The sequence below is a fragment of the Acidovorax sp. SUPP2539 genome, from assembly GCF_030158975.1.
Classification (GTDB): domain Bacteria; phylum Pseudomonadota; class Gammaproteobacteria; order Burkholderiales; family Burkholderiaceae_C; genus Paracidovorax.
In genome coordinates this window covers 64779-88545 of record NZ_BQXJ01000001.1, presented here as the reverse complement: position 1 = coordinate 88545, position 23767 = coordinate 64779, and the positions used below count along the sequence as shown (strand labels likewise).

Here is a 23767-nt window from a genome sequence, read left to right as displayed (position 1 = left end):
CCATCCACCCCATCTCCAGCCCCCTGGCAGGAGACGCACATCCAAGCACCAAGCATTCCAACAATTTCAGGGAGAAAACACCACATGCTGCACTTCGGTCCTTTGAAAGTCGCCACCCGCCTGGCCCTGCTCCTGGCCCTCCTGTGCCTGCTCGCCGCCGGCGTCGGCACCGCCGGCCTGCTGGGCATGGCGGGCTCCAATGCCGCACTCGTGTCGGTCTATCACGACCGTGTCGTGCCGCTCAAGCAGATCAAGATCGTGGCGGACGCCTATGCCGTGAACGTCGTGGACACGGCGCACAAGGTGCGCGACGGCGCCATGACGCCCCGCCAGGGCCTCGACTCGATCGCCAGCGCGCGCAAGGACATCGACGCCCATTGGTCGGCCTACCTGTCCGCCCCGCTGATCGGCGAGGAGCGCCGGCTGGTCGCGCAATTTCGCCCGCTGCAACTGGCCGCCGATGCGGCGGTGGCGCGGCTCGAAGGCCTGCTGCACGCCGGCGACATCCCGGGGCTGACCGCCTTCGCCGCCCGCGAGATGTACCCGGCGCTCGACCCGCTGCAGACGGTGCTGTCGTCCCTCACGCAGGTGCAGCTGGACACGGCGCAGGCCGACTACGAAGCCGCCGAGGTGGCCTTTGCCGACACCCGCCTGGGGATCGTGGTGGCCGTGGCGGCGGGCGTGCTGGCCGCGCTCGGCTTCGGCTACCTCGTGGCGCGCAGCATCCTGCGCGAACTGGGCGCCGAGCCCGCCACCGCCGCCGCCCTGGCGCGCAGCGTGGCCCAAGGCGACCTCACCGTGGCCATCGCCCTCGCCCCCGGCGACGACACCAGCCTGATGGCGCAACTGCGCCACATGCGCGATCACCTCGCGACCGTGGTGACCGCCATCCACGAGGGCGCCGAGAGCGTCTCGGCCGCTGCGGCGCAGATCGCCCAGGGCAACGGCGACCTGTCGGCGCGCACCGAGGGCCAGGCCGGCGCGCTGCAGCAGACGGCGGCGTCCATGGAGCAGCTGAGCGCCACCGTGCGCCACAACGCCGACAGCGCGCGGCAGGCCGACCAGCTGGCGCAGACCGCGTCCGCCGTGGCCCGCGAGGGCGGCGCGGTGGTGTCGGACGTGATCCAGACCATGCGCGGCATCAACGACAGCAGCCGCCAGATCGCGGACATCATCGGTGTGATCGATTCCATCGCCTTCCAGACCAACATCCTGGCGCTGAACGCCGCCGTGGAAGCGGCCCGCGCCGGCAACCAGGGCCGGGGTTTCGCCGTGGTGGCGGGCGAGGTGCGGAACCTGGCGCAGCGCGCGGCACAGGCGGCCGGCGAGATCAAGGGCCTCATCACCGCCAGCGTGGACCGCGTGAACGCGGGCACGGCCCTGGTGGACCGCGCAGGCCAGACCATGGGCAGCGTGGTGAGCAGCATCGGCGGCCTGACCGGCCTGGTTGGCGAGATCACCGCCGCCAGCCGCGAGCAGAGCGAGGGCGTGGACCAGATCAACGGCGCCGTGACGCAGATGGACCAGACCACCCAGCACAACGCCGCCATGGTCGAGGAAATGGCCGCGGCCGCCGCTGCCCTGAGCAGCCGGGCCCGCGAACTGCTGGCCTCGGTGGCGGCCTTCAAGCTGCCCCAGCACCCCGTCCTGGCGGCCCCGCGCATCCCGCGGCGCCTGGTGCGTGGCTGATCCCGCCCCGCCCCGCGGCCGGCCGCCGGCCGCCGGCCTCCAGGCCCGGCGCCAGCGGTCGGCCCCTCAGTCGCTGGGTTTCTTGCGGGCCCGTGGATGGGCCGCGTCGTACACCTTGGCCAGGTGCTGGAAATCGAGCCGCGTGTAGACCTGCGTGGTGGTGATGTTGGCGTGCCCGAGCAGCTCCTGCACCGCGCGCAGGTCGCCGCTCGACTGCAACAGGTGGCTGGCGAACGAGTGGCGCAGCATGTGCGGGTGCACGGGCGTGGTCAGCCCCGCCTGCTGGCTGCGCTGGCGCAGGCGCAGCCAGATCGACTGCGCCGTGAGCCGTTGGCCGCGCTGGCCCACGAACAGCGCCGCATCCAGCCGCGCCGACGCAGCGCCGCCGAAAGGCTGCGGGCGCTGCGCCAGCCAGGCCTGCAGCGCAGCCAGCGCGGCCGTGCCCACCGGCACGCTGCGGCGCTTGGAGCCCTTGCCGAACACATGCGCCTCGCCGGCCTCCAGGTCGACCCAGCCGCGGCCCTGGCGCTGGGTGTCGGGGCCGGGCGCGGCATCCAGCCCCACCAGCTCGCCCACCCGCAGGCCGCAGCCGTAGAGCAGCTCCACCATGGCGGCGTCGCGCGCCTCCAGCCAGGGGTCGCCGCCCGCGTGCTCGAACTCGGCCAGGCGCACCGCGTCGTCCACGGGCAGGGCCTTGGGCAGCGGCTTGGGCGCGCGCGGCGCCCGCACGCCCTGCACGGGGTTGTGCGGCACCAGGCCCTGCTGCCCGGCCCAGGTGAAAAACCCGCGCCATCCCGAGAGGATGAGCGCGATGCCGCGCCCGCTGCGCCCGCCGCTGTGCATCTGCGCCACGAAGCGGCGGATGTGCGCGGTGGCCAGGCCCAGCAGCGGCACGCCCGCGCCTTCGGCGAAGCGGGCGAGCTTTTGCAGGTCCAGCGTGTACAGGGCCAGGGTGCGGGCGGCCAGGCGCTTTTCCACGCGCACGTGCTCCAGGTAGCGCAGCACCGCCGGATCGGTGGGCGCGGTGGCGGCCGATGCCGGCTCGGCATCGGCGGTGGGCACCGGTTCGGTCATGGCAGGCGGCGATGCAGGGGAAAAGAAAGGCAGAAGGCGCCGGCGGGCAAAGGGCCGGCGCTGCCGCTCAGCGCAGGCGCGAGAGCGCGCCGCTCGCCAGCTCCGCCATGCGGGCGAGAAAATCCGTGCCCATGGCGGCATCGAAGCGGTGCGGATCGGCCGAGCCCAGCACCAGCAGACCGAAGGCCGGCTCGGTGCTGTCGATCGCGCCTTCGCGCAGCGGCAGCAGGGCCAGCGACTGCACCTGCGATGCATCGGGCAGCCACGCCGTGGGCTCGAACCCCAGGTTGGGCCCGCAGAACGGCATGGTCAGCGACGAGGCGAAGGCCCGCGCATCCTCGCTCGCGCCCTGGGCGTAGGCCGCACCGGCATAGGTGGGGGCCACGTCCCACAGGCGCAGCGCGGCCTGGGGCACGTCGAACAGGCGGCGGATGCCCTCCTCCACCACGTGCGGCAGGCTGGAGGGGTTGCGGGCCTCGGCCAGCTCGCGCGTCCAGCGGTGGATCTTGTGGGCGATGGCGGCGTTCTCGTTGCTGTTGCGCACCATTTCCATGATGCGCTGCTCCAGGCCCTTGATCTTCTCGCGCAGCATCTCGGCCTGGCGCTCCTGCAGGCTCACGGCCCGCTGGCCGTGGGGGCTGGTGATCTGCACGCTGGCCAGCACCTCGGCGTGGCGCTCGAAAAAGCCCGGCGTCTGCGCCAGGAACTCGGCGATGTCGTCTTCGGTGATGGGGGGAACCTGGGTGCTGTGGGGAATGGTCATGGTGTGTCGGGAATGTCGATCTGGCCTTCGAAGACGGTGGTGGCGGGACCGGTCATGAAGACCGGGTCCGTGTCGCCGCCGCTCCAGGCGATGGTGAGGAGGCCGCCACGCGTCTGCACGTCCACGCGCGCATCGAGCAGCCCCAGGCGGATGCCCGCCACCACGGCGGCGCAGGCGCCCGTGCCGCAGGCCAGCGTCTCGCCGGCGCCGCGCTCGTACACGCGCAGGCGCACCCGGGTGCGGTCCACGACCTGGAGGTAGCCCGCGTTCACGCGCTGCGGAAAGCGCGCATGGCGCTCGATGAGCGGGCCGGTCTGCGCGACGGGCGCGGTGTCCACGTCGTCCACGAGCTGCACCGCGTGCGGATTGCCCATGGAAACGACTGCTACAAAAACAATAGCATTACGCCCTAGTGAATCATGCGCTAGAGGCCATTTTTGCCCCAAACCCTGCATGATGGGGGTGAGGCCCGTGGTGTCGAACGGCACGCGCGCGGGATCGAGCACCGGGCGGCCCATGTCCACCGTCACGCGGCCGTCGGGGGTGAGTTCGGGGGCGATGTCGCCAGCGCGGGTGCGCACGCGGATGCGGTCGCGGGTGGTCAGGCCCTTGTCGCGCACGAAGCGGGCGAAGCAGCGCGCGCCGTTGCCGCACTGCTCCACTTCGCCGCCGTCGGCGTTGTGGATGACGTATTCGAAGTCGATGCCCTCGGCGGGCGAGGGACGGACGGTGAGGATCTGGTCGGCGCCCACGCCGAAGTGGCGGTCGCCCAGGAAGCGGTACTGCGCGGCGGTGAGGCCGAGGCGGCCCTGGGTTTCATCGATCACGACGAAATCGTTGCCCGCGCCCTGCATCTTGGTGAAGCGGATGTGCATGGGGCCGGATTATCGCCCCCCCGACCGGGCCGCCATGTAACGGTTCATGCGGTTTGGCCTTCCGCCGGACCACCCGGCGGGAAGCCGCCGACAGTGCGGGAGCCCGGCCAGACGAACCAACGGAGCAAGGCGGTTGAAGGCCGATCCATCTCAGCCGCTTGCCACCGCCAGCGCCGCATAGTCGCCCACCTGCAGGCCCAGGCCGGCCGGCACCAGCCGCACCCCGGCCGTGAGCGCCGGCAGGTGCGCCGACACCTCGGCCTGCAGCGGCGGCAGCAGGTAGTCCTGGTGGTGCAGGAACACGCTGCCCCCGAGGCTGATGCGCTGCAGGTCCAGCGTGGCCACCAGGTTGTAGAGCATGCGGCCGAGCACGCGGCACATGCCCGCGACCGCGGCGTGCGCGGCGGCATCGCCCCGCTTGGCCGCATCGACCAGCTGTTCGGCGTCGTGGCCGAAGCGGCGCGGCATCGAGCTGCCGGCCACGAGCGACTCCACGTCGCCCACGTTGCCGCAGCCGCACAGGGCATCGCCCGGCCCGTCGCTGGAAAAACTGTGGCCCGCATGGCCCGCGTTGCCGTTCTTGCCGCGCAGCACCCGGCCGTCCACGCACAGGCCCACGCCCACGCCGGTGCTCCAGGTCACGTAGGCGCAGTGGTCCAGGCCCTGAAGCGCGCCCCAGCGGCGCTCGGCGAGCAGCGCGGCGACGGCATCGTTCTGCGCATGGACCGTGCCCAGCGCGGCCGCCAGCGGCGCCTGCAGGGGGATCTGCATCCAGTCGTTCGGCGCGTCGCGCCCGGGGCCGGCCAGGCCGCCGCAGATGTTGGGGGTGGCCAGCTCCACCTGGCCGTCGCGCAGCGCGAAGGGGCCGCAGGCCGAGACGCCGGTGGCCTGCAATTGCGCGCGGGTGATGCCTGCTTCGGCGCAGACCTCGTCCACCATGCGCAGGGCCTGCCGGGCCAGGGCGTCGGGTGCGCCGGTCTTGGCGGTGGGCTCGGTGCGGCGCGCCACCAGTTCGGCCAGGCCGGTGCCCGCGGGCGCCAGGGCGACGGCGATCTTCGTGCCGCCGATGTCGATGCATGCTCTCATTACCACCTCGCGTTCGTGCAGGGCCTGGGCCCGGCCGGCCCGCAAGGGCGGCGGCGGTCAACGGACGCAGGCGTTGCCCGCCAGTATCGGCGGGGCGGCGGCGGCGGCATGTAGGCCAGGGCCGACCGCCGGCGCGCCTGGCGGGGGCCTCAGATGGAGTAGCCCAGGACCATCGCCACGCCCGGCTCCTTGTTCGGGCGGCTGAAGCTCTCGCGGCTCAGGCGCGCCATGGGCAGGTTGAACTGCTCGGTGGCAAACCATTTCTTGTACAGCGGGTCGATGTCGCGGCTCGAGAACAGGCGGTTCAGCGTGCGGTCCACCACGGCGCCCAGCTCGGTATCGCCCTTGCGCATCATGATGGCGTAGGGCTCCACGGACAGCACGAACTTGCTCAGCTCCACCTTGTCCGCGGCCTTGTTCTTGGCGGCCATGCCGAGCAGCAGCGAATCGTCGTTGGCATAGGCGCGCACGGTGCCGTCCTGCAAGGCCTTGTAGGCCTCGGTGTCGGAGGCGAACACCTTGAGCTGCATCTTCACCTCGTTGACGGCGAGCTGGGTCAGGAGCTTTTCGGACGTCGTGCCCTTGCTCACTGCCACGGGCAGTCCGGCCAGGTCCTGCAGCACATCCATCTTGACCCCCTTGGGCACCAGCACGCGGATGCCCGCCACGAAGACGGTGTTGCTGAACGCCACGCGATCCTGGCGCGCCTTGGTGTTGGTGGTGGAGCCGCATTCGAGATCGATCTCGCCGGCTTCCAGCTTGGGGATGCGCTCCGTGCCGCTCACCACCTTGTATTTCACGTCCAGCTCCTTGAGCTTGAGCGTGCGCTTGATCTCATCGACCGCAGCCAGACACAGGTCCACGGAGTAGCCCGCGGGGGCCTTCTTGTCGTCCAGGAACGAAAACGGCCAGGCCGCTTCGCGCACGCCCAGGGTGATGGAATGGGTTTCCTGGATGCGTTGCAAGGTGTTGGCCGGGCCCTGGGCCATGGCGGAAAACGGCGCGATGGCGCAGGCGAGCAGCGGCAGCAGCCGGGCAATGGAGCGGAACATGGGAAAAACGACTTTCAAAGGGGCGGCCGGGACATCGGGCGCGCCCAGTGTGACAAGGGCAGATGGAAAATCCGTGACAGGCGACGCGCGGGCCTCACACCCACTTGGCGATCAGGCTCGCCAAGGCGCTGAGCAGCAGCGTGCTGGTGAGTGGAATGAACCACTCGCGACCGAACAGACGGAACCGGAAGTCCCCCGGCAGACGCCCCATCCCCAGGCGCTGCAGCAGCGGCGTGAGGCCGTTGATGAGCACCAGCGCGAGAAAAACGACGATCAGCCAGCGAAACATGGGCTGCAAGTGTAGGGCTTGCGGCTTTTCGGCCCCGGATCGGCCGGCCCGGGCCCTGAAAGCCCAGGGGCATGGCCCCCGCCCGCGCGCGCCCAGTGCAGCGGGCCGTTCAGTCAGCGCTGCACGCCCCAGCGGCGCACCGTCAGTCGCTCCAGCGTGTGAAAGCCCAGCGTCTCCACCAGCAGCCCGATGAGGATCACGAGCGCCAGGCCGGCAAACACCTTGTCGGTGTAGAGCTCGTTGCGGTTCTGGAAGATGTACCAGCCCAGCCCCCCCTTGCCCGACGACGCGCCGAACACCAGTTCGGCGGCGATCAGCGTGCGCCAGGCAAAGGCCCAGCCGATCTTCAGGCCCGACAGGATGGACGGCAGCGCCGCCGGCACCAGGATCTGCAGCACGTAGCGGATGCCCGTGAGGCCGTAGTTGCGCCCGGCCATGCGCAGGGTCTCGGGCACGCCCTGAAAGCCCGCGTAGGTGGCCAGCGACAGCGGCCACAGCACCGAGTGCACCAGCACGAAGACCAGGCTGCCCTGCCCCAGGCCGAACCACAGCAGCGCCAGCGGCAGCAGCGCGATCGCGGGCAGCGGGTTGAATATGGCGGTCAGCGTGGACAGCAGATCGCGCCCGAACTGGGTCGATACCGCCAGCGTGGTCAGCACGAAGGCCCCCGCGATGCCGGCCAGGTAGCCCTTGAGCAGCACCGACAGCGAGATCGCGGCCTTGGCCAGCAGCTCGCCCGACGCCAGGCCCTCGACCAGGGCCCGGGCGGTCTGCACGAACGTGGGCAGCAGCAGATCGTTGTCCTGCCAGCGCGCCAGCAGCTCCCACAGCACGGCCAGCACCGCCAGGATGGCGAGCCGGCGCACGGCCTGCTGCTGCCAAACGCGGGCGAACAGCGGCAGCGGCTGCTGGGGCGCAATGCCTTCGAGCGGCGCGAGCGGGCATTCGAACTCCGGCCGCACGGGCGGCTCGGGCCGCGCACGGGGCGCGGTATCCACGGAAGGGGTGAGGGCAGCGGTCATACGGAAATCTGGAAAGGCAGGCCGCCGATCGGCCGCGCCGCGGCGGAAGGCACTGCCCACTCGTGCGCCTGCACCTCGGCCTGCACCGGCCCGGCCGCGCCGCCACCGGGCGCCGGCTCGTCGAACAGCAGCCGGTGGATGCGCTGGGCCGTGGCCTGGAACGCCGTGCCGCCCAGGCTGTGCAGCCCGAACTGGTGGCAGTTGACCTCGGCGCGCAGCCGCCCCGGGTGCGGCGACAGGATGGCGATGCGGTTGCCCACCACCAGCGCTTCTTCGATGGAATGGGTGACGAAGATGAGCGTGAAGCGGAACTCGTCCCACAGCCCCAGCAGTTCCTCCTGCATGCGGCGGCGCGTGAGCGCATCGAGCGCGGCGAAGGGCTCGTCCATCAGCAGCACGCGCGGCTGCATGGCCAGGGCGCGGGCGATGGCCACGCGCTGCTTCATGCCGCCGGACAGCTGGTGCGGGTGCGCATCGGCGAATCGGGACAGCCCCACCTTGTCGAGGTAGAGCGCCGCGCGCTCCGCGGCCTCGGCGCGGCTGGCGCGGCGTGCGGCCAGCAGCGGGAACATGACGTTCTCGCGCACGGTCTTCCAGGGCGGCAGCTGGTCGAACTCCTGGAACACCACCACACGGTCGGGCCCCGGCCGCGTGACGGGCTGGCCGTCGAGCACGATGCGGCCTTCGCTCGACGGGATGAAGCCTGCAATGGCCTTGAGCAGCGTCGATTTGCCGCAGCCCGAAGCGCCCAGCAGCACGAAGCGGTCGGCCGCATGCACCTGGAAATCCACCCGGTGCGTGGCACGCACCACGGTGTCGCGCGTGCGGTAGTCGATGCTCACGCCTTCCACGTGCAGCAGCGCCGACGGGTCCGCCGCGCGGCTGGGCAGCGGTCCGGCCGCCGGGGCCACGCCACCGCCGGCGCCGCCGGTCTCGGGCTCCAGGCGCTCCATCAGCGCGGGGGGAAGGGGTCCCAGCCGCATGGCGCGCTTCAGTTGCCGCCCGCGGTGTGGGCGTCTTCGAAGAAATAGTCCTTGAGCGTGGTCGGCGCGTTCTTGATGGCGCCCACGCGGTGCAGGAACTGGCCCATGCCCAGCGTGTTCTCGGGTCGCACCTTGAACTGGACTTCCGGGTTCTTGATGATCTTGAGCAGCAGGTCCCGGTCGGTCTTGGCGCCGGTCACACGCAGGTAGATGTCCGCCGCTTTCTCGGGGTGGGCGGTGATGAACTTGGCGGCCTCGTCCAGGCCATCCAGAAACGCCTTGTAGGTCTTGGGGCTCTCGCGGCGGAATTTCTCGGTCGCGTACAGCACGGTGGCCGACGAAGGCCCGCCCAGCACGTCGTAGGAGTTGAGCACGATGCGCGCGGCCGGGTTGCCGGCCAGTTCCTGTTCCTGGAACGGCGGATTGCCGAAATGGCCCGTGATCTCGGTGCCGCCCTTGATGATCGCGGCGGCGGCATCGGGGTGCGGCAGGGCCACCTGGATCTTGTCCAGGCGGTTGAACTCCTTGTCGCCCCAGAGCTTGGCCGAGGCCATCTGCAGCACGCGCGACTGCACCGACACGCCGACGGCGGGCAGCGCGATGCGGTCCTGCTCGGTGAAGTCGGCCAGCGTCTTCACCTTGGGGTTGTTGCTCACCAGGTAGTACGGAAAGTTGCCCAGCGAGGCCACGCCCTTCACGTTCTGGCGGCCCTTGGTGCGGTCCCACAGCGTGAACAGCGGGCCCACGCCAGCACCTGCGATGTCGATGTTGCCGGACAGCAGGGCATCGTTGACCGCCGAGCCGCCGGACAGCTGGAGGTAATCGACCTGGATGTCGATGCCCGCCGCCTTGCCGTGCTTTTCGATGAGCTTCTGATCCTGCGCCACGTTCAACAGCAGATACACCACGCCGAACTGCTGCGCGATGCGCAACTGGCCTTCGGCCGCGTGCGAAGCGGCGGGCAGCCCCAGGCCGCAGGCGATGAGGCCGGCAGCGGCCAGGGCGGCAAGGGTGCGGCGGGCGATGCCGCGGCGTGAAGGCTGGTGCATGGTGGGCATTTCCTGGCGCGAGAAGCGAGAAGCAACGAAGAAGGGGAAGGGAGGAACGCAGGGCGAAGGCGGCGGCCGTTCAGAACGGCAGGTCGCCCTCGACCGTGGTGCGGTAGAGCTTGCGGCGCTCGCTGTCGGGCGTGCCGGCCGCCAGGTGCATGACCGAGCGGTTGTCCCAGAACACGAGGTCGTGCGGCAGCCAGCGGTGCCGGTACAGGAACTCGGACCGCACGCTGGCGGCGAACAATTCGTCCAGCAGAGCGCGGCTTTCATCGTCAGGCAGGCCGACGAGGCGCGTGGTGAAGTGCTCGCTCACGAAGAGCGCCTTGCGGCCGGTTTCGGGGTGGGTGCGCACCACCGGATGCACCGCAGGCGCCACCTCGTCGATCTGCGCCTGCGTGAGCTTCGGGCGCCAGGGGCTGCGAGCGCGCAACGCTTCGTACTTGGCCAGGTAGCTGTGCTCGGCCGACAGCGGGGCGATGGCGTTCTTGAGCGCCTGGGGCAAGGCATCGTAGGCCGCGTGCTGGTCGGCGAACAGCGTGTCGCCGCCCTCGCCGGGCAGCTCCTGCGCGTGCAGCAGCGAGCCCAGGCTGGGCTTTTCCTTGTACGACAGATCGGAATGCCAGTAATGGCCCGCATCGCCCAGCCCGATGGGCTGGCCGCCGGCGTCCTTGATGTTGGAGACGATCAGGATCTCGGGGTGATCGGCCAGTTGGAAGTTCTTCAGCACATGGATCTGCAGCGGGCCGAAGCGGCGGCTGAAATCGATGTGCTGGCGCGGGGTGACGCGCTGGTCGCGGAATACCAGCACGTGGTGCGCCAAGTGCGCACGGTGGATGCGGTCGAAGTCCTGCGCGCCGAGGGGCCGGGACAGATCGAGGCCCATCACCTCGGCGCCCAGCGGGCCTGCGGCGCCGGCCACCGGGCGGATGTCGAAGGGCTGCGGCGCGGCATCATCGTCCAGGGCGATGGCCGTCGCGGAAACCGGGGCGTGGGACAGAACTGCCGACATGGTGAACCACCTTTGAACGGGCCCGGCGGGGCCCTCTGGGTTGCCACTTTATTCAGCACACCTCCAAACCGGAACGAATGATTTATGCATTGCTAACTACAAAATCATCTATCGACACGGTGCCCCCACTGCTTGCCCAGTGCTGGCACCCGTCACGAAACGGACGCCTGACCTTGGCATATTGGGTGCTTGTGCCCTTTCAAGCAAAAGATAACACTGGGCACCCATGCCCCCCATCGCACCGACCGGGGCCGCACGGAACACGCACACGCACACCCCCTCCCCCGTTCTTTCGCGATGCTCCAGGACACCGGCGCCTGCGGGTGAACGGAGCCACCCGGCACCACCGGACCGCGGGCACGGCCCCTGCGCTATCCCCACCCGCGAACGAACCGACACGACAGGATCACAGGACATGCTGCAGGAAGAACGATTCATCCGCATCCGCACGCTGCTGGCCACGCTCACCCGCGTGAGCACCGAGCGCATCGTGAAGGACCTCGACGTTTCGCGCGAGACCGTGCGGCGCGACCTCGTCGAGCTGGAGGCGCAGGGCGTGCTGCGCCGTGTGCACGGCGGCGTGGTCGCGCCCGGCCCGGCGCCCGAACCCCCGCTGGCCGTGCGCCAGGCGGTGCGCGAGCGCGAAAAGCGCGCCATCGCCCGCGCCGCGCTGCGGCAGCTGCAGCCGGGGCAGACGCTGTTCCTCGATGCCGGAAGCACCACCACCCTCCTGGCGGCGGAGCTGTCGTCCCTGTCGGGCATGACGGTGGTGACCAACAGCCTGAACGCCGCGCTCCAGCTGGCCGGGGCCGACGCCGGCCGCCCGGCGCGCAACGACGTCATCCTGCTGGGCGGCCGCACCGACCCCGGGGTGCGGGCCACGCACGGCGACATCACGGTGGCCGAGATCCACCGCTACCGCGCCGACGTGGCGCTGCTCTCGCCCGTGGGCATCCACTGCCTGCACGGGGCCACCAGCTTCGACCACCACGAGGCGGCCATCGCCCGCGCCATGGCGGCGCAGGCGCAGCGGCTCATCGTGCTGGCCGACCACAGCAAGATCGGCCAGGCCAGCCGCGTGGTGTATGCAGGCCTGCCCGAGATCGATACCATCGTGACCGATGCGGGCTCGCGCGCGCTGCCCGGCCTGTCGGCGTTGCAGGCGGCCGGCAGCCACGTCATCGTCGCCTGACCGTCCACGAAAGGCCCCCGACGCCCCATGCCCGCCAGCCGCTACCACCACACCGCCGGCGGACAGCGCTGGCAGTTCCGCGACCTGGGCGACGTGATGGCCAAGGCCACGCCGGCCCGGTCGGGCGACGTGCTGGCGGGCATCGCGGCGGGCACGGCCGTGGAACGCATGGCCGCGCGCATGTGCCTGGCCGATGTGCCGCTCGACCGCTTCCTGAGCGAAGCGCTGATGCCCTACGAGGACGACGAGGTCACCCGCCTCATCATCGACACGCACGATGCCGCGGCCTTCGCGCCCATCGCCCACCTCACCGTCGGGGGGCTGCGCGACTGGCTGCTGGCCGCGGACAGCGCCCTGCTGACCGCGGTAGCCCCGGGCCTCACGCCCGAGATGGCGGCGGCCGTGAGCAAGCTCATGCGCAACCAGGACCTGGTGGCCGTCGCGCGCCGGTGCCGGGTGACCACGCGCTTTCGCAACACCCTCGGCCTGCCCGGGCACCTGGCCGTGCGGCTGCAGCCCAACCACCCCACGGACGACCTGCGCGGTATCGCCGCCTCGATGATCGACGGCCTGCTCTACGGCGCGGGCGACGCGGTGATCGGCATCAACCCGGCCACGGACAGCATCGCGGCCCTGACGGGGCTGGTGCACCGGCTCGACGAGGTGATCGCCACGCTGCGGATTCCCACGCAGTCCTGCGTGCTCACGCACGTGACCCACACCATCCAGATGATCGAGCAGGGCGCGCCGGTGGACCTGGTGTTCCAGTCCATCGCCGGCACCGAAAAGGCCAACGCCGGTTTCGGCGTGAACCTGGCCCTGCTGCACGAGGCGCGCGAGGCGGCCCTGTCGCTCCGGCGCGGCACGCTGGGCGACAACGTCATGTATTTCGAGACCGGCCAGGGCAGTGCCCTGTCGGCCGACGCCCACCACGGCGTGGACCAACAGACCTGCGAGGCGCGGGCCTACGGCGTGGCGCGCGCGTTCTCGCCCCTGCTCACCAACACCGTGGTCGGCTTCATCGGGCCGGAGTACCTGTACGACGGCAAGCAGATCATCCGCGCGGGCCTGGAAGACCACTTCTGCGGCAAGCTGCTGGGCGTGCCGCTGGGCTGCGACGTGTGCTACACCAACCATGCCGAGGCCGATTCGGACGACATGGACACGCTGATGACGCTGCTGGGCGTGGCGGGCCTGACCTTCATCATGGGCGTTCCGGGTGCGGACGACATCATGCTCAACTACCAGAGCACCTCGTTCCACGATGCGCTGTATTTGCGCGAGGTGCTGGGCCTGCGGCGCGCGCCCGAATTCGAGGCCTGGCTGCAGCGCATGCAGCTGACCGACGGGGCCGGTCGCCTGCTGCCCGCCGCGCAGCAGCGGCCCGCGCTGGCGCAGTTGCGGCGCATCGGAGGGGCCGGTTGATGGCCGACACGCCCGCCACCCCGGACGCCGGCCCCCCGCCCGATCCCTGGGACGATCTGCGCGCCCACACGGCGGCGCGGCTGGCGCTGGGGCGCGCAGGCACCGCCATCCCCACGCGCGAACTGCTGGACTTCGGCATGGCCCACGCCCAGGCCCGCGATGCCGTGCATCGGCTACTCGATGCCGAAGGCCTGGCCACGCAGCTCGCCTCGTCAGGCGGCACCCCGCTGCAAGTGGCCAGCGCCGCCACCGACCGTGCCACCTACCTGCTGCGCCCGGACCTCGGCCGCCGCCTGGGCGATGCCGATGCCGAGCGCCTGCGCGGCCTGGGCCGCCAGGGCGATGCCGGCACCCCGGAGGCGGGATGCGACCTGCTGCTGGTGGTGGCCGATGGCCTCTCGTCCCTGGCCGTGGAACGCCATGCCGCGCCGCTGGTGCAAGCCATCCGGGGCACGGCACCGCAGGGCTGGCGCATCGGCCCTTTGGTCATTGCCAGACAGGCGCGCGTGGCGCTGGGCGACGAGGTGGGCACACTGCTGGGCGCACGCCTGGTGGCGGTGCTGATCGGCGAACGCCCGGGCCTGAGTTCGCCCGACAGCCTGGGCATCTACCTGACCTGGCATCCGCAGGTGGGCCGCAGCGATGCGCAGCGCAACTGCATCTCCAACGTGCGGCACGAAGGGCTGGCACCGGCCGCGGCGGCGGCGCGCCTGTGGTGGCTGTGCCAGGAGGCCCGGCGCCTGGGGCTCACCGGCATCGGGCTCAAGGACCGCAGCGATGCGGCCACCCTGGACGCCGCACCGGCCAAGGGCACGCTGGCCAACGGGTAACGGGTAACGGGTAACGGGTAACGGGCCGGCAGCGCCCTTCCATCTTTTCGGCCTATGGATATGGCCCGATGTTCGGGTCGCTTGCATATCCGATTTGGTCGCTTCGCGTCCGCCATGGCGGTCTCCAGAATCCGGCCATCACCCCTTCCCCGCTGGAGCCTGCCCGTGAGCGAAACATCCCCACCCCGGTTCGATACGTCCTTTGGAAACCTGCACATCCGCCGCGTGGCGGGCAGCCTGGGCGGTGAAGTGCTCGGCCTCCAGCTGTCGGGGGAGCTGGACGACGCGACCATCGCCGACCTCACCGCCGCGCTGGTGCGCCACAAGGTGCTGTTCTTCCGCGGCCAGGCGCACCTAGACGATGCCGCGCACCAGGCGTTCGGCGCGCGCCTGGGCAAGACCGTGGCCCATCCCACGGTGCCCTCGCCCACGGGCACGCGCATCTTCGAACTCGACGCCTCCAAGGGCGGTGGCCGTGCCGATTCGTGGCACACCGACGTGACCTTCATCGACGCGTTCCCCAAGTACGGCATCCTGCGCGGTGTGACCATTCCGGCCTACGGCGGCGACACGGTGTGGGCCAACACGGCCGCGGCCTACGCCCGCCTGCCCGAAGACCTCCAGCGCCTGGCGGACGGCCTGTGGGCCGTGCACAGCAACGACTACGACTACGGTGCCGAGCGCGTGGTGGTCGAGGAGGAACGACTGAACCACCACCGCAAGGTGTTCGTGTCCTCCGTGTTCGAAGCCGAGCACCCGGTGGTGCACGTGCACCCCGTGTCGGGCGAGCGCGCGCTGCTGCTGGGCCACTTCGTCAAGAAGATCGCGGGCTTTTCCAGCACCGAATCGGCACGCCTCTTCGAGATCCTGCAAAACCGCGTGGTCCGCCTGGAGAACACCGTGCGCTGGCAGTGGCAGCAGGACGACGTGGCGATCTGGGACAACCGGGCGACGCAGCATTTCGCGATCAACGACTACGGCACGCAGGCCCGCGTGGTGCGCCGCGTCACGGTGCACGGCGAGCCCGCCGTGGCGGTGGACGGGCGCCGCAGCCGCACCCGCGTGCGGCCCGAAGCCACCAACGACGCGCAGATCGACAGCGTCATTACCGCGACCGCCTGACGCCACGGAGCCATCGACATGACCCAACGACGCCAGTGGCTCCAGGCCGCATCGGCCCTGGGCGCCACCGCCCTGCTCCCCGGCTTTGCACAGGCGCAGAGCGGTGCGAAGAAGTTCCAGGGCGTGACCCTGAATGTCTCGACCTTCAGCGCGGCCTACCCCAAGCTGCTGCAGCAGTACCTGCCCGAGTTCGAGTCGCTCACGGGCGCCAGGGTGAACTTCGACGCACCCTCGTTCCCGGTCTACAACCAGCGTGCCGACCTGGAACTGTCCACCAAGGGCTCGGCCTACGACGTGGTCAACGTGACCTTCATCTACTCGAGCCGATGGATCCACTCGGGCTGGCTCACGCCGCTCGACGATTTCATCAGGAACCCCAACCTCACGCCCGCCGACTGGGATGTGAACGACTTTTTGCCCGGCGCGCGCGCACCCGAGACCGGCAAGGACGGCAAGCTCTACGGCATCCCCTGGACGGCCGAGGCGCTGCTGTCCGCCTCCTCGCGCTTCGACCTGGTGCAGCAGGCCGGCCTGGCCTACCCGGATACCACGGACGACTTGGTGAAGGTGCTGCGCGCCGTGAACAAGAAGGAGCGCGTGGCGGGCTTCGTGTCCGACAGCCACTACGGCTGGACCTTCGTGCCCTATCTGCATGCCTTCGGTGGCGACGTGTTCCGCAAGGCACCGGACGACCTGTACCCCACGCTGGACACGCCCGAAGCCATCGCAGCGGCCGAGTACTACGCCAGCCTGCTGCGAGAGTTCGGGCCCGACGGTGCCATCACCTACACGCCCGACCAGGTGACCCAGGCCCTCAAGCTCGGCCGCGTGAACTTCACCGATGCGGGGCAGTTGCATCTCGCGCAGCTGGGGGACCCTGCCTCCAGCAAGACCTTGAAGACGCTGCAGTTCGGCCAGGTGCCCAAGGGACCTGCAGGGCGCTTTCCGGGCACGGCCGTGCATGGCCTGGGCATTCCGACGGGGTCGAAGAACAAGGAGGCCGCGTGGGCCTTCATCCAGTGGGCGCTGTCCAAGCAGACCACGCGCAAGGCGGTGCTGGCTGGCTACGGCTCGCCGGCACGCCGCTCTGACATCGACTCCCGGGAGTTCCGCGCCAGGCAGGTCATCAACGGCAACGACCTGGCACAACTGGCACTGGACTCGATCGAGCTGGCCTCCAAGACCGGGCACATGAAGTACCGCACGGTGTCGGTCTACCCGCAAGTGGACCAGCAGCTCAACAAGGCGATCGCGCTGATCGCCTCCGGCCAGGCCAGCGCGCGGCAGGCGCTGCAGCAGGCGCAGGCCCAATCGATCACCGAGCTCCAGCGCGCCGGGCTGAAGCTGTGAGCCGGCGGTGAGCACCTTGACTCTGCGCCCCGGCCTCGGCTGGGAAGCGGCGCGCCGCCGCGCCTTCCTGTGGGGCCTGCTGCCCTCGCTGGCCGTGCTGCTGGTCATCACGCTGGCGCCGGCCACGGCGCTGCTGGTGACGAGCTTCACGCCCCTGAGCCTCACCGACGCGGCCGGCACCTTCCGCTTCGACGACCCGCTGGTGAACTACCGCCACCTGCTGGAGGACGCGCGCTTTCTGCGCTCCATCGCCACGCAACTGCAGCTGTCGGTCTCCAGCGTGGCGCTGCAACTGGGCGTGGGGCTGGGCCTGGCGCTGCTGCTCAACGGGCGCTCCAAGCTGCTGGGCGCCACGCGCACGGCATTCCTGATCCCCATGGTGCTGCCGCCCATCGTGGTGGCGCTGATCTGGAAGATCCTGTACACGCCCGACGTGAGCCCGCTGCACCGCGCGCTGGAGGCGGTGGGCCTGCCGGTGCGCTCGCTGATCGCCAACCCCGACACGGCCTTGTGGGCCATCTCCATCGCCGACACCTGGCAGTGGTTTCCGTTCACCCTGCTGATGGTGCTGGCCACGCTGCAGATGGTGCCGGACGACCCGCTGGAGGCCGCGAGCCTGGACGGCGCCAACCGCTGGCAACTGTTCCGGTACATCGTGCTGCCCTACCTGCGGCCGGTGCTGGTGGTGTGCGGCCTGTTCCGACTGATCGACAGCTTCAAGGCCTTTCCGCTGATCTACGTGCTGACCGATGGCGGCCCGGGCACGGTGACCGAGGTGACCAACTACTACGGCTTCATCCAGGCCTTCAATTTCTCCTACTGGGGCTATGCCAGCGCCATCGCGATGGTGATTCTCGCGGGCGTGTTCGCGCTCAGCTGGCTGGTGGGCCGACTCGGATGGAACGACCATGACAAACGCTGAAGCCGCCCTGCCCCTGCCCTCCACGTTCACGCCGCCCCCTGCCGCGCTGCGCTTGCCAGATGCGCGGCGTGCCGGATGGCTGCGCCGCAACGCGCGCGGCCTCGTGGCCGTCGCTCTGCTGCTGGTGGTGATGTTCCCCTTCCTGTGGCTGGTGCAGCTGGCCTTCCGGCCCGGCGCGGACATCTTCGAGGACCGCCTGCTCTTCACGCCCACGCTGGAGGGCTTTCGCAGCCTGCTGCAGGGCAACTTCCTCAAGTCGTTCTGGAACAGCCTGGCGGTCAGCACCTTGTCCACCGGCCTGTCGCTGCTGATCGGCGTGCCGGCCGCCTATGCGCTCACGCGCTGGCAGTTCCGGTGGCGGCGCCAGGTGGCCCTGTGGATCCTGGTGACGCGCATGGCGCCGCCCATCGCCTTCACCATCCCGTTCTTCCTGGCCTACCGCTGGCTCAGCCTTCAGGACACCATCGTGGGCCTGGCCATCGTCTATCTCACCTTCAACCTGGCGATCGTGATCTGGCTGATGCAGACCTTCTTCGAAGCGGTGCCCACCGCGCTCGAAGAGGCGGCCTACATCGACGGCTGCGGTGTCTGGCAGGCGTTCTGGCGCATCACGCTGCCGCTGGCGGCGCCCGGGCTGGCGGCCACCGCCGTGCTGTGCTTCATCTTCTCGTGGAACGACTTCTTCTACGCGCTGATCCTCACCCGCACGAATGCCGTCACCGCCCCGGTGGCGATCGTCAACTTCCTGCAGTACGAAGGCTGGGAGTGGACCAAGATCGCCGCGAGCGGCACGCTGGTGATGTTCCCGGTGGTGATCTTCACGGTGCTCGTGCGCACCTACCTCGTGCGCGGGCTCACGGCCGGCGGCGTCAAGGACTGACATGGCCGAACTGTCCCTTCACCAGATCGTCAAGCACTACGGCGGCACACCCGTGATCCACGGGGTGGACATCGACATCCGCGACGGCGAGTTCGTCGCGCTCGTCGGGCCCTCGGGCTGCGGCAAGTCCACGCTGCTGCGCGCCATCGCGGGGCTCGAAACCATCACCAGCGGCGAGATCCGGCTGGGCGGGCGCGTGATCAACGACGTGGCGCCCAAAGACCGCAACATCGCCATGGTGTTCCAGAACTACGCGCTCTACCCCCACATGACGGTGGCGCAGAACCTGGGCTTCTCGCTGAAGCTGCAGGGCGAGAGCCAAGCCGCAATCCGGCGCCGGGTGGACGAGGTGGCTGCCATCCTGGGCCTGGAAGCCTTGCTGGACCGCACGCCGCGCCAGCTCTCGGGCGGCCAGCGCCAGCGCGTGGCCATGGGCCGCGCCATCGTGCGCCAGCCCGATGCCTTCCTGTTCGACGAGCCGCTGTCCAACCTCGATGCCAAGCTGCGCGTGCAGGTGCGCACCGAAATCAAGGCGTTGCACCAGCGGCTGGGCACCACCACGGTGTACGTCACGCACGACCAGGTGGAGGCCATGACCCTGGCCGACCGCATCGTGGTGCTCAAGGACGGGGTGATCGAGCAGGTGGGTGCGCCCCTCGATCTGTACGACCGGCCGGCCAATGCGTTCGTGGCGGGGTTCATCGGCTCACCGGCCATGAACTTCATTCCCGGCCGGCTGCTCCTGGAGGGCGAGGCCAGCGTGGTCACCGACGACGGCTTGCGCCTGCCCCTGGCCCGCCCGCCCTGTGGGCGCCATGGCGACAGCGTGCTGTACGGGGCCCGGCCCGAGCACTTCGCGCTGGACACCAGCGGCGCGGGCCTGCCGGCCCAGGTCGTCGTGGTGGAGCCCACGGGCTCGGAAACCCAGGTGGCGCTGCGGCTCGATGGCCGGCACGACATCCTGGCGGCGTTCCGCGACCGCATCGACGTGCGGCCGGGCGACGCGCTCCAGTTGCGGCCCGTGGCGGCGCAGGCGCACCTGTTCGATGCGGCCAGTGGTCTGCGGCTGAATTGACAGCCCCCCGTCACCGGTTGGATCCACTCGGGAGGGCTCAGGGCGGCACAGCGCATCACAGCCGGTGGGATCGGTCCCCTTGCGAAAAGCCCACGGGCTCCCACGGTTCGCCCGCGCCCAGGGCCAGCACCTTGAACAGCTCACCCATCTCGTGCTCCATGACCAGCTTGGCGGCCGTCGCGCGTTCGAGCAGGGGCAACTCCACCATGCGCTGGGCCAACCCGCAGTTGATGAGAAAGTGCGCCTGCGTGGTGTAGCCCAGCACCTGCAGGCCCGCGTCCTGCGCGGCCAGCGCCATGGCCGTGAAGTTGACGTGCGCGGTGATGTCCTTGCGGCCCACCGCCACCAGCGGATCGCTGTCGGCCAGGTGCCCCTGGTGGCACATCACCGTGCCCATGTGGCGCTGGGGGTGGTAGTACTCCGCTTCGCCGAAGCCGTAGTCCAGCAAGAAGGCCGCGCCGCGCTCCAGCCGGTCGGCCAGGGTGCGGATGAAGCCCTCGCCCTGCGGGTGGATCTCGGTCAGGTAGTCGTGGGGGCCTTCCACCTCGACGGGCGGGCGCAGATCGGTGGGCCGGTCGGCCCAGGCGAAGGCATCGCCCTGCAGCACCACGCCGCGTTCATGCCACACGCCGCCCGCCTGCCCGCCGTGGCGGGCCAGCAGCTTCACCGGCATGGCGTCCAGCACCTCGTTGCCCACCACCACGCCCGCGAAGCGGTCGGGCAACGCATCCACCCACCGCACCTTGTGCGCATGCGGGGACAGCAGCACCTGCTGGCGCGCGCGCAAGGTGCCGGAAAGATCGACGATGGTGTAGCGCTGCACCCGCTCGCCCAGGGCATCGAGCAGCTGCAGCGCCAGGGCGCCGGAGCCCGCGCCGAACTCCCACAGCTCGTGCGTTCCGGTCTGCGCCAGGGCCTCGCCCACCTGCACGGCCAGGGTCTGGCCGAACAGGGGGCTCAGCTCGGGCGCGGTCACGAAGTCGCTGCCCGATCCGGGCAGCAGGCCGAACTTGGTGGAGTCGTTGGCGTAGTAGCCCAGGCCGGGCGTGTACAGGGCCAGGGCCATGAAGCGGTCGAAGCCGATCCAGCCGCCGGCCTGTGCAATGGCCTGGCCGATGTGGGCCGCCAGGGCGGTCGTTAAACTTGGGGGTTCTGTCGTCGTCACGGTCCCGATTGTCCCCGATGCCCTCCCCCTCCCGTCCTCGCACCGTGCTGGTGACCGGCGCCGCCAAGCGCCTGGGCCGCGACATCGCGCTCGCGCTGGCGGCCGGCGGCTGGCAGGTGGCCGTCCACTATCGGCATTCCGAGCAGGATGCTATCGAAACCGTAGCAGAATGCCGGCGATTTTCATGCGCCAGCGCCCATTTCGATGCCGATTTCCAGGACGAGGCCGCCGTGCGCGGCCTGCTGCCCCGCGTGGTGCAGCATTTCGGCGCGGTGGATGCGGTGGTCAACAGTGCCTCGCTTTTCGAGCACGACGATGCCGCGAGCTTCGGCTTTTCCACGCTGGAGCAGCACCTGCGCAGCAACACCGCGGCGCCCGTGCTGCTGGCCCAGGGCCTGCATGCGCATCTGGAACAGCGAGCCGCAGGCGATGGGGGTGACCAGGGCGAAATCCACGGCGCCGTGGTCAACCTGCTCGACCAGAAGCTCTGGAACCAGAACCCCGACTTCCTGAGTTACACCCTCTCCAAGGCAGCGCTGGAGGCGGCCGGCACCATGCTGTCGCTGGCCCTCGCACCCCGGGTGCGGGTGGTGGGGGTGGCGCCGGGCCTCACCCTCACCAGCCACCTGCTGGAAGGCGAAAAATTCCGCCAGTTGCACGCGCTGAGCCCGCTGGGCCGGTCTTCCACGCCCGCCGACGTGGCCGCCACCGTGAAGTTCGCGCTGGAAAACCGCTCCATCACCGGCACCACGCTGCTGGTGGATGGCGGCCAGCACCTGATGCGGTTCGAGCGCGACTTTTCGATGATGTGAGCGCAGGCCGGCTCCGCCCTCCCTCTTTCCTTCCCATACCCCATGTACAACGCCGCAGGCACCCAGATCCTCACGCTCACCGGTTTGCGCTTCGACGCCAACCTGGGCATCCTCGCGCACGAGATGACCACGCCGCAGCCCATCCAGGTCGATGCCGAGCTGCACCTGGGCACGCAGCCCCTGCACCCGAGCGACGACGACATCCTGCACGTGCTGGACTACCGCAAGGTGCGCCAGATCATCATCGACGAGTGCACGGCCGAGCACGTGAACCTGCTGGAGACGCTGATCGGCAAGCTCAGCGCCCGGCTCATGCTGCTGCCCGGCGTGCTGGGCGTGCGCGTGAAGATCGCCAAATTGGAAATTTTTGACGACTGCGAAGTGGCCATCCGCAGCGAGACAGGACAGTGGTGAACCCCATGAATGCCATCCTCAACGACCCCACGCCCGGCTGGACCGCCGACGCCCCCGAGCCCCTCGGCACGCCCGATGCGGCAGCGAGCGCCGAGGCCGCTGCGGCGCCGGCCCGCCTGAAGATCGAGCGCGAGACCCACAAGCTGGAAAAGCGCCTGTGCCGCGAGGTGGGCAAGGCCATCGTGGACTACCAGATGATCGAGGAAGGCGACAAGGTCATGGTGTGCATGTCCGGCGGCAAGGACAGCTACGCCCTGCTGGACATCCTGCTCAAGCTCAAGGCGCGCGCGCCCATCCACTTCGACCTGGTGGCGGTGAACCTCGACCAGAAGCAGCCGGGGTTTCCCGAGCACGTGCTGCCCGAGTACCTGGCCTCGCAGGGCGTGCCGTTCCACATCGAGAACGAAGACACCTACAGCATCGTCAAGCGCCTCATCCCCGAAGGCAAGACCACCTGCAGCCTGTGCAGCCGGCTGCGCCGGGGCATCCTGTACCGCGTGGCCGACGAACTGGGCTGCACCAAGATCGCCCTGGGCCACCACCGCGACGACATTTTGCAGACGCTGCTGCTCAACATGTTCTTCGGCGGCAAGCTCAAGTCCATGCCCCCGAAGCTCGTGAGCGACGACGGCAAACACGTGGTGATCCGCCCGCTGGCCTACGTGGCCGAGAAGGACACCGCGCGCTGGGCCGCGCACCGCGACTTCCCCATCATTCCCTGCAACCTGTGCGGCAGCCAGGAGAACCTGCAGCGCAAGCAGGTGGGCGAGATGCTGCGCGAATGGGACAGAAAATTCCCCGGCCGCGTGGAAAACATGTTCAACGCGCTGCAGAACGTCGTGCCGTCGCACCTGCTCGATGGAACACTGCACGACTTCAAAGGTCTGAAGGCGACGGGCATCGCCAGCGAAGACGGAGACAAGGCGTTCGACCGCGAGGATTTCCCTGCCGCCCCCGGATTGCCGGGCGTGCAGGTGGTCCGGCTGTCCTGAACGCCCCATCGATCATCGCCAGCGCTGACCGCACCATGACGGCCCCTTTCCGGAGACACCCATGAAGACCCTGCGCTGCGCTTTTTCCATCACCCTGGCCACGGCCGCCCTGATGCTCGGCGGCTGCGCCGTCACCCGCACCGTGGACAGCGCGGTGCACAGCTACTCGACGCTAGCGGCCCTGCCCTCGCCGCCCACCTACCGACTGGAGCGCCTGCCCTCGCAGCAGGCCCAGGCCGCATCGTTCGCCCCCATCGAAGCCATGGCCCAGCAGTCGCTGGCGCGCGTGGGGCTTCAACGCGACGACGCCAACGCCCGGCTCGTGCTGCAGGTCGGCGCACAGGCGAGCTATGCCACGCCGGCTTACTCGCCCTACTACGGCGACCCGTTCTACCCCCGCTGGGGCCTGGGCCTCGGCTACGGGGGCCATGGCGGCCGCTGGGGCTGGGGCATGGGCGGCAGCTGGATGATGGACCGCCCCCCCACGCTCTACCGCCGCGAGGCGAGCCTGGTGCTGCGCGACGCCGCCACGCAGCAGATCGTGTACGAGACCTCCGCCGTGCACGAGGACGTCTGGACCAGCGACCCGGCCATCTTCGGCATCCTGTTCGACGCCGCGCTGACCGGTTTCCCGCAGCCCCCCGCGGGCCCGCGACAGGTGCGCACCACCCTGGCGCCGCCCGCCCCCTGATCG

The 23767-nt window shown here is 70.0% G+C and carries 24 protein-coding genes; 13 read left to right on the top strand and 11 right to left on the bottom strand.

From position 1 onward, the window contains the following. Positions 1 to 84: 84 nt before the first annotated feature. On the top strand, positions 85 to 1689 hold the full coding sequence (locus tag AVTE2539_RS00405) for a methyl-accepting chemotaxis protein (RefSeq protein WP_284407977.1): 1605 nt from the start codon (positions 85 to 87) through the stop codon (positions 1687 to 1689). A gap of 66 nt (positions 1690 to 1755) precedes the next feature. Here AVTE2539_RS00405 and AVTE2539_RS00400 read toward each other — a convergent pair whose 3' ends face one another. The 10 genes from AVTE2539_RS00400 to AVTE2539_RS00355 form a co-directional block, all read right to left on the bottom strand. Further along, positions 1756 to 2763: a tyrosine recombinase XerC gene (locus AVTE2539_RS00400; protein WP_284407976.1), complete on the bottom strand. Its 1008-nt coding sequence runs from the start codon at positions 2761 to 2763 to the stop codon at positions 1756 to 1758. A 67-nt stretch (positions 2764 to 2830) separates the two neighbouring features. Continuing rightward, a complete protein-coding gene (locus tag AVTE2539_RS00395; protein WP_284407975.1) occupies positions 2831 to 3526 on the bottom strand; it encodes a DUF484 family protein in 696 nt (231 codons plus the stop codon). After that, entirely contained in the window at positions 3523 to 4401 is an 879-nt protein-coding gene (dapF, locus tag AVTE2539_RS00390; RefSeq protein ID WP_284407974.1) for a diaminopimelate epimerase, read from the bottom strand. Before dapF ends, AVTE2539_RS00395 begins: the two co-directional genes overlap by 4 nt. A 150-nt stretch (positions 4402 to 4551) precedes the next feature. Continuing rightward, positions 4552 to 5487 (bottom strand): ROK family protein, encoded by a 936-nt coding sequence (locus tag AVTE2539_RS00385; protein WP_284407973.1) that lies wholly within the window; start codon positions 5485 to 5487, stop codon positions 4552 to 4554. 149 nt (positions 5488 to 5636) lie between these two features. Continuing rightward, positions 5637 to 6539 carry an amino acid ABC transporter substrate-binding protein gene (locus AVTE2539_RS00380; protein WP_284405259.1) on the bottom strand — a complete coding sequence of 301 codons (903 nt, stop codon included), beginning with the start codon at positions 6537 to 6539 and terminating at the stop codon, positions 5637 to 5639. Between the two features lie 94 nt (positions 6540 to 6633). Further along, positions 6634 to 6828: a DUF2905 domain-containing protein gene (locus AVTE2539_RS00375; RefSeq protein WP_272549218.1), complete on the bottom strand. Its 195-nt coding sequence runs from the start codon at positions 6826 to 6828 to the stop codon at positions 6634 to 6636. A gap of 113 nt (positions 6829 to 6941) precedes the next feature. Beyond that, positions 6942 to 7850, bottom strand: a complete 909-nt coding sequence (locus AVTE2539_RS00370; protein ID WP_284407972.1) for an ABC transporter permease — start codon at positions 7848 to 7850, stop codon at positions 6942 to 6944. After that, complete coding sequence (locus tag AVTE2539_RS00365; RefSeq protein ID WP_284407971.1) at positions 7847 to 8833, bottom strand: ABC transporter ATP-binding protein; 987 nt, start codon at positions 8831 to 8833, stop codon at positions 7847 to 7849. The genes AVTE2539_RS00370 and AVTE2539_RS00365 overlap by 4 nt, the downstream gene beginning before the upstream one ends. 8 nt (positions 8834 to 8841) lie before the next feature. Next, positions 8842 to 9891 (bottom strand): ABC transporter substrate-binding protein, encoded by a 1050-nt coding sequence (locus AVTE2539_RS00360; protein ID WP_502868843.1) that lies wholly within the window; start codon positions 9889 to 9891, stop codon positions 8842 to 8844. A 70-nt stretch (positions 9892 to 9961) separates the two neighbouring features. Next, a complete protein-coding gene (locus tag AVTE2539_RS00355; protein WP_284407969.1) occupies positions 9962 to 10894 on the bottom strand; it encodes a TauD/TfdA dioxygenase family protein in 933 nt (310 codons plus the stop codon). A gap of 415 nt (positions 10895 to 11309) precedes the next feature. Between AVTE2539_RS00355 and AVTE2539_RS00350 the strand changes: the two genes are divergently transcribed. The 8 genes from AVTE2539_RS00350 (at position 11310) to AVTE2539_RS00315 (ending at position 19690) form a co-directional block, all read left to right on the top strand. Further along, a complete protein-coding gene (locus AVTE2539_RS00350; protein WP_284405254.1) occupies positions 11310 to 12086 on the top strand; it encodes a DeoR/GlpR family DNA-binding transcription regulator in 777 nt (258 codons plus the stop codon). 27 nt (positions 12087 to 12113) lie between these two features. After that, positions 12114 to 13511 (top strand): ethanolamine ammonia-lyase subunit EutB, encoded by a 1398-nt coding sequence (locus AVTE2539_RS00345; RefSeq protein WP_284407968.1) that lies wholly within the window; start codon positions 12114 to 12116, stop codon positions 13509 to 13511. Next, positions 13511 to 14341, top strand: coding sequence for an ethanolamine ammonia-lyase subunit EutC (eutC, locus tag AVTE2539_RS00340; protein ID WP_284407967.1), 831 nt, complete (start codon positions 13511 to 13513; stop codon positions 14339 to 14341). Before AVTE2539_RS00345 ends, eutC begins: the two co-directional genes overlap by 1 nt. A 165-nt stretch (positions 14342 to 14506) precedes the next feature. Next, positions 14507 to 15463 (top strand): TauD/TfdA dioxygenase family protein, encoded by a 957-nt coding sequence (locus tag AVTE2539_RS00335; RefSeq protein ID WP_284407966.1) that lies wholly within the window; start codon positions 14507 to 14509, stop codon positions 15461 to 15463. 18 nt (positions 15464 to 15481) lie between these two features. After that, positions 15482 to 16813 carry an ABC transporter substrate-binding protein gene (locus AVTE2539_RS00330; RefSeq protein WP_284407965.1) on the top strand — a complete coding sequence of 444 codons (1332 nt, stop codon included), beginning with the start codon at positions 15482 to 15484 and terminating at the stop codon, positions 16811 to 16813. Between the two features lie 7 nt (positions 16814 to 16820). After that, entirely contained in the window at positions 16821 to 17735 is a 915-nt protein-coding gene (locus tag AVTE2539_RS00325; RefSeq protein ID WP_284405249.1) for a carbohydrate ABC transporter permease, read from the top strand. Then, the gene (locus tag AVTE2539_RS00320) at positions 17722 to 18615 is read left to right on the top strand and encodes a carbohydrate ABC transporter permease (protein WP_284407964.1); all 894 of its coding nucleotides are present in this window, start codon (positions 17722 to 17724) and stop codon (positions 18613 to 18615) included. Before AVTE2539_RS00325 ends, AVTE2539_RS00320 begins: the two co-directional genes overlap by 14 nt. A gap of 1 nt (position 18616) precedes the next feature. Continuing rightward, positions 18617 to 19690 (top strand): ABC transporter ATP-binding protein, encoded by a 1074-nt coding sequence (locus tag AVTE2539_RS00315; RefSeq protein WP_284407963.1) that lies wholly within the window; start codon positions 18617 to 18619, stop codon positions 19688 to 19690. Positions 19691 to 19745: 55 nt separating this feature from the next. Here AVTE2539_RS00315 and AVTE2539_RS00310 read toward each other — a convergent pair whose 3' ends face one another. Further along, a complete protein-coding gene (locus AVTE2539_RS00310) occupies positions 19746 to 20864 on the bottom strand; it encodes a class I SAM-dependent methyltransferase (RefSeq protein WP_284405534.1) in 1119 nt (372 codons plus the stop codon). Between the two features lie 8 nt (positions 20865 to 20872). Between AVTE2539_RS00310 and AVTE2539_RS00305 the strand changes: the two genes are divergently transcribed. The 4 genes from AVTE2539_RS00305 to AVTE2539_RS00290 all read left to right on the top strand — a co-directional run bounded on the left by AVTE2539_RS00305 (position 20873) and on the right by AVTE2539_RS00290 (position 23764). Beyond that, positions 20873 to 21667, top strand: a complete 795-nt coding sequence (locus AVTE2539_RS00305; protein ID WP_284407962.1) for an SDR family oxidoreductase — start codon at positions 20873 to 20875, stop codon at positions 21665 to 21667. Between the two features lie 42 nt (positions 21668 to 21709). Further along, complete coding sequence (locus AVTE2539_RS00300) at positions 21710 to 22081, top strand: dihydroneopterin aldolase (protein WP_284392946.1); 372 nt, start codon at positions 21710 to 21712, stop codon at positions 22079 to 22081. Between the two features lie 5 nt (positions 22082 to 22086). Continuing rightward, positions 22087 to 23073 (top strand): tRNA 2-thiocytidine(32) synthetase TtcA, encoded by a 987-nt coding sequence (gene ttcA, locus AVTE2539_RS00295; protein ID WP_284407961.1) that lies wholly within the window; start codon positions 22087 to 22089, stop codon positions 23071 to 23073. A gap of 61 nt (positions 23074 to 23134) precedes the next feature. Next, complete coding sequence (locus AVTE2539_RS00290; protein ID WP_284407960.1) at positions 23135 to 23764, top strand: DUF4136 domain-containing protein; 630 nt, start codon at positions 23135 to 23137, stop codon at positions 23762 to 23764. The last annotated feature ends 3 nt before the right edge of the window (positions 23765 to 23767 follow it).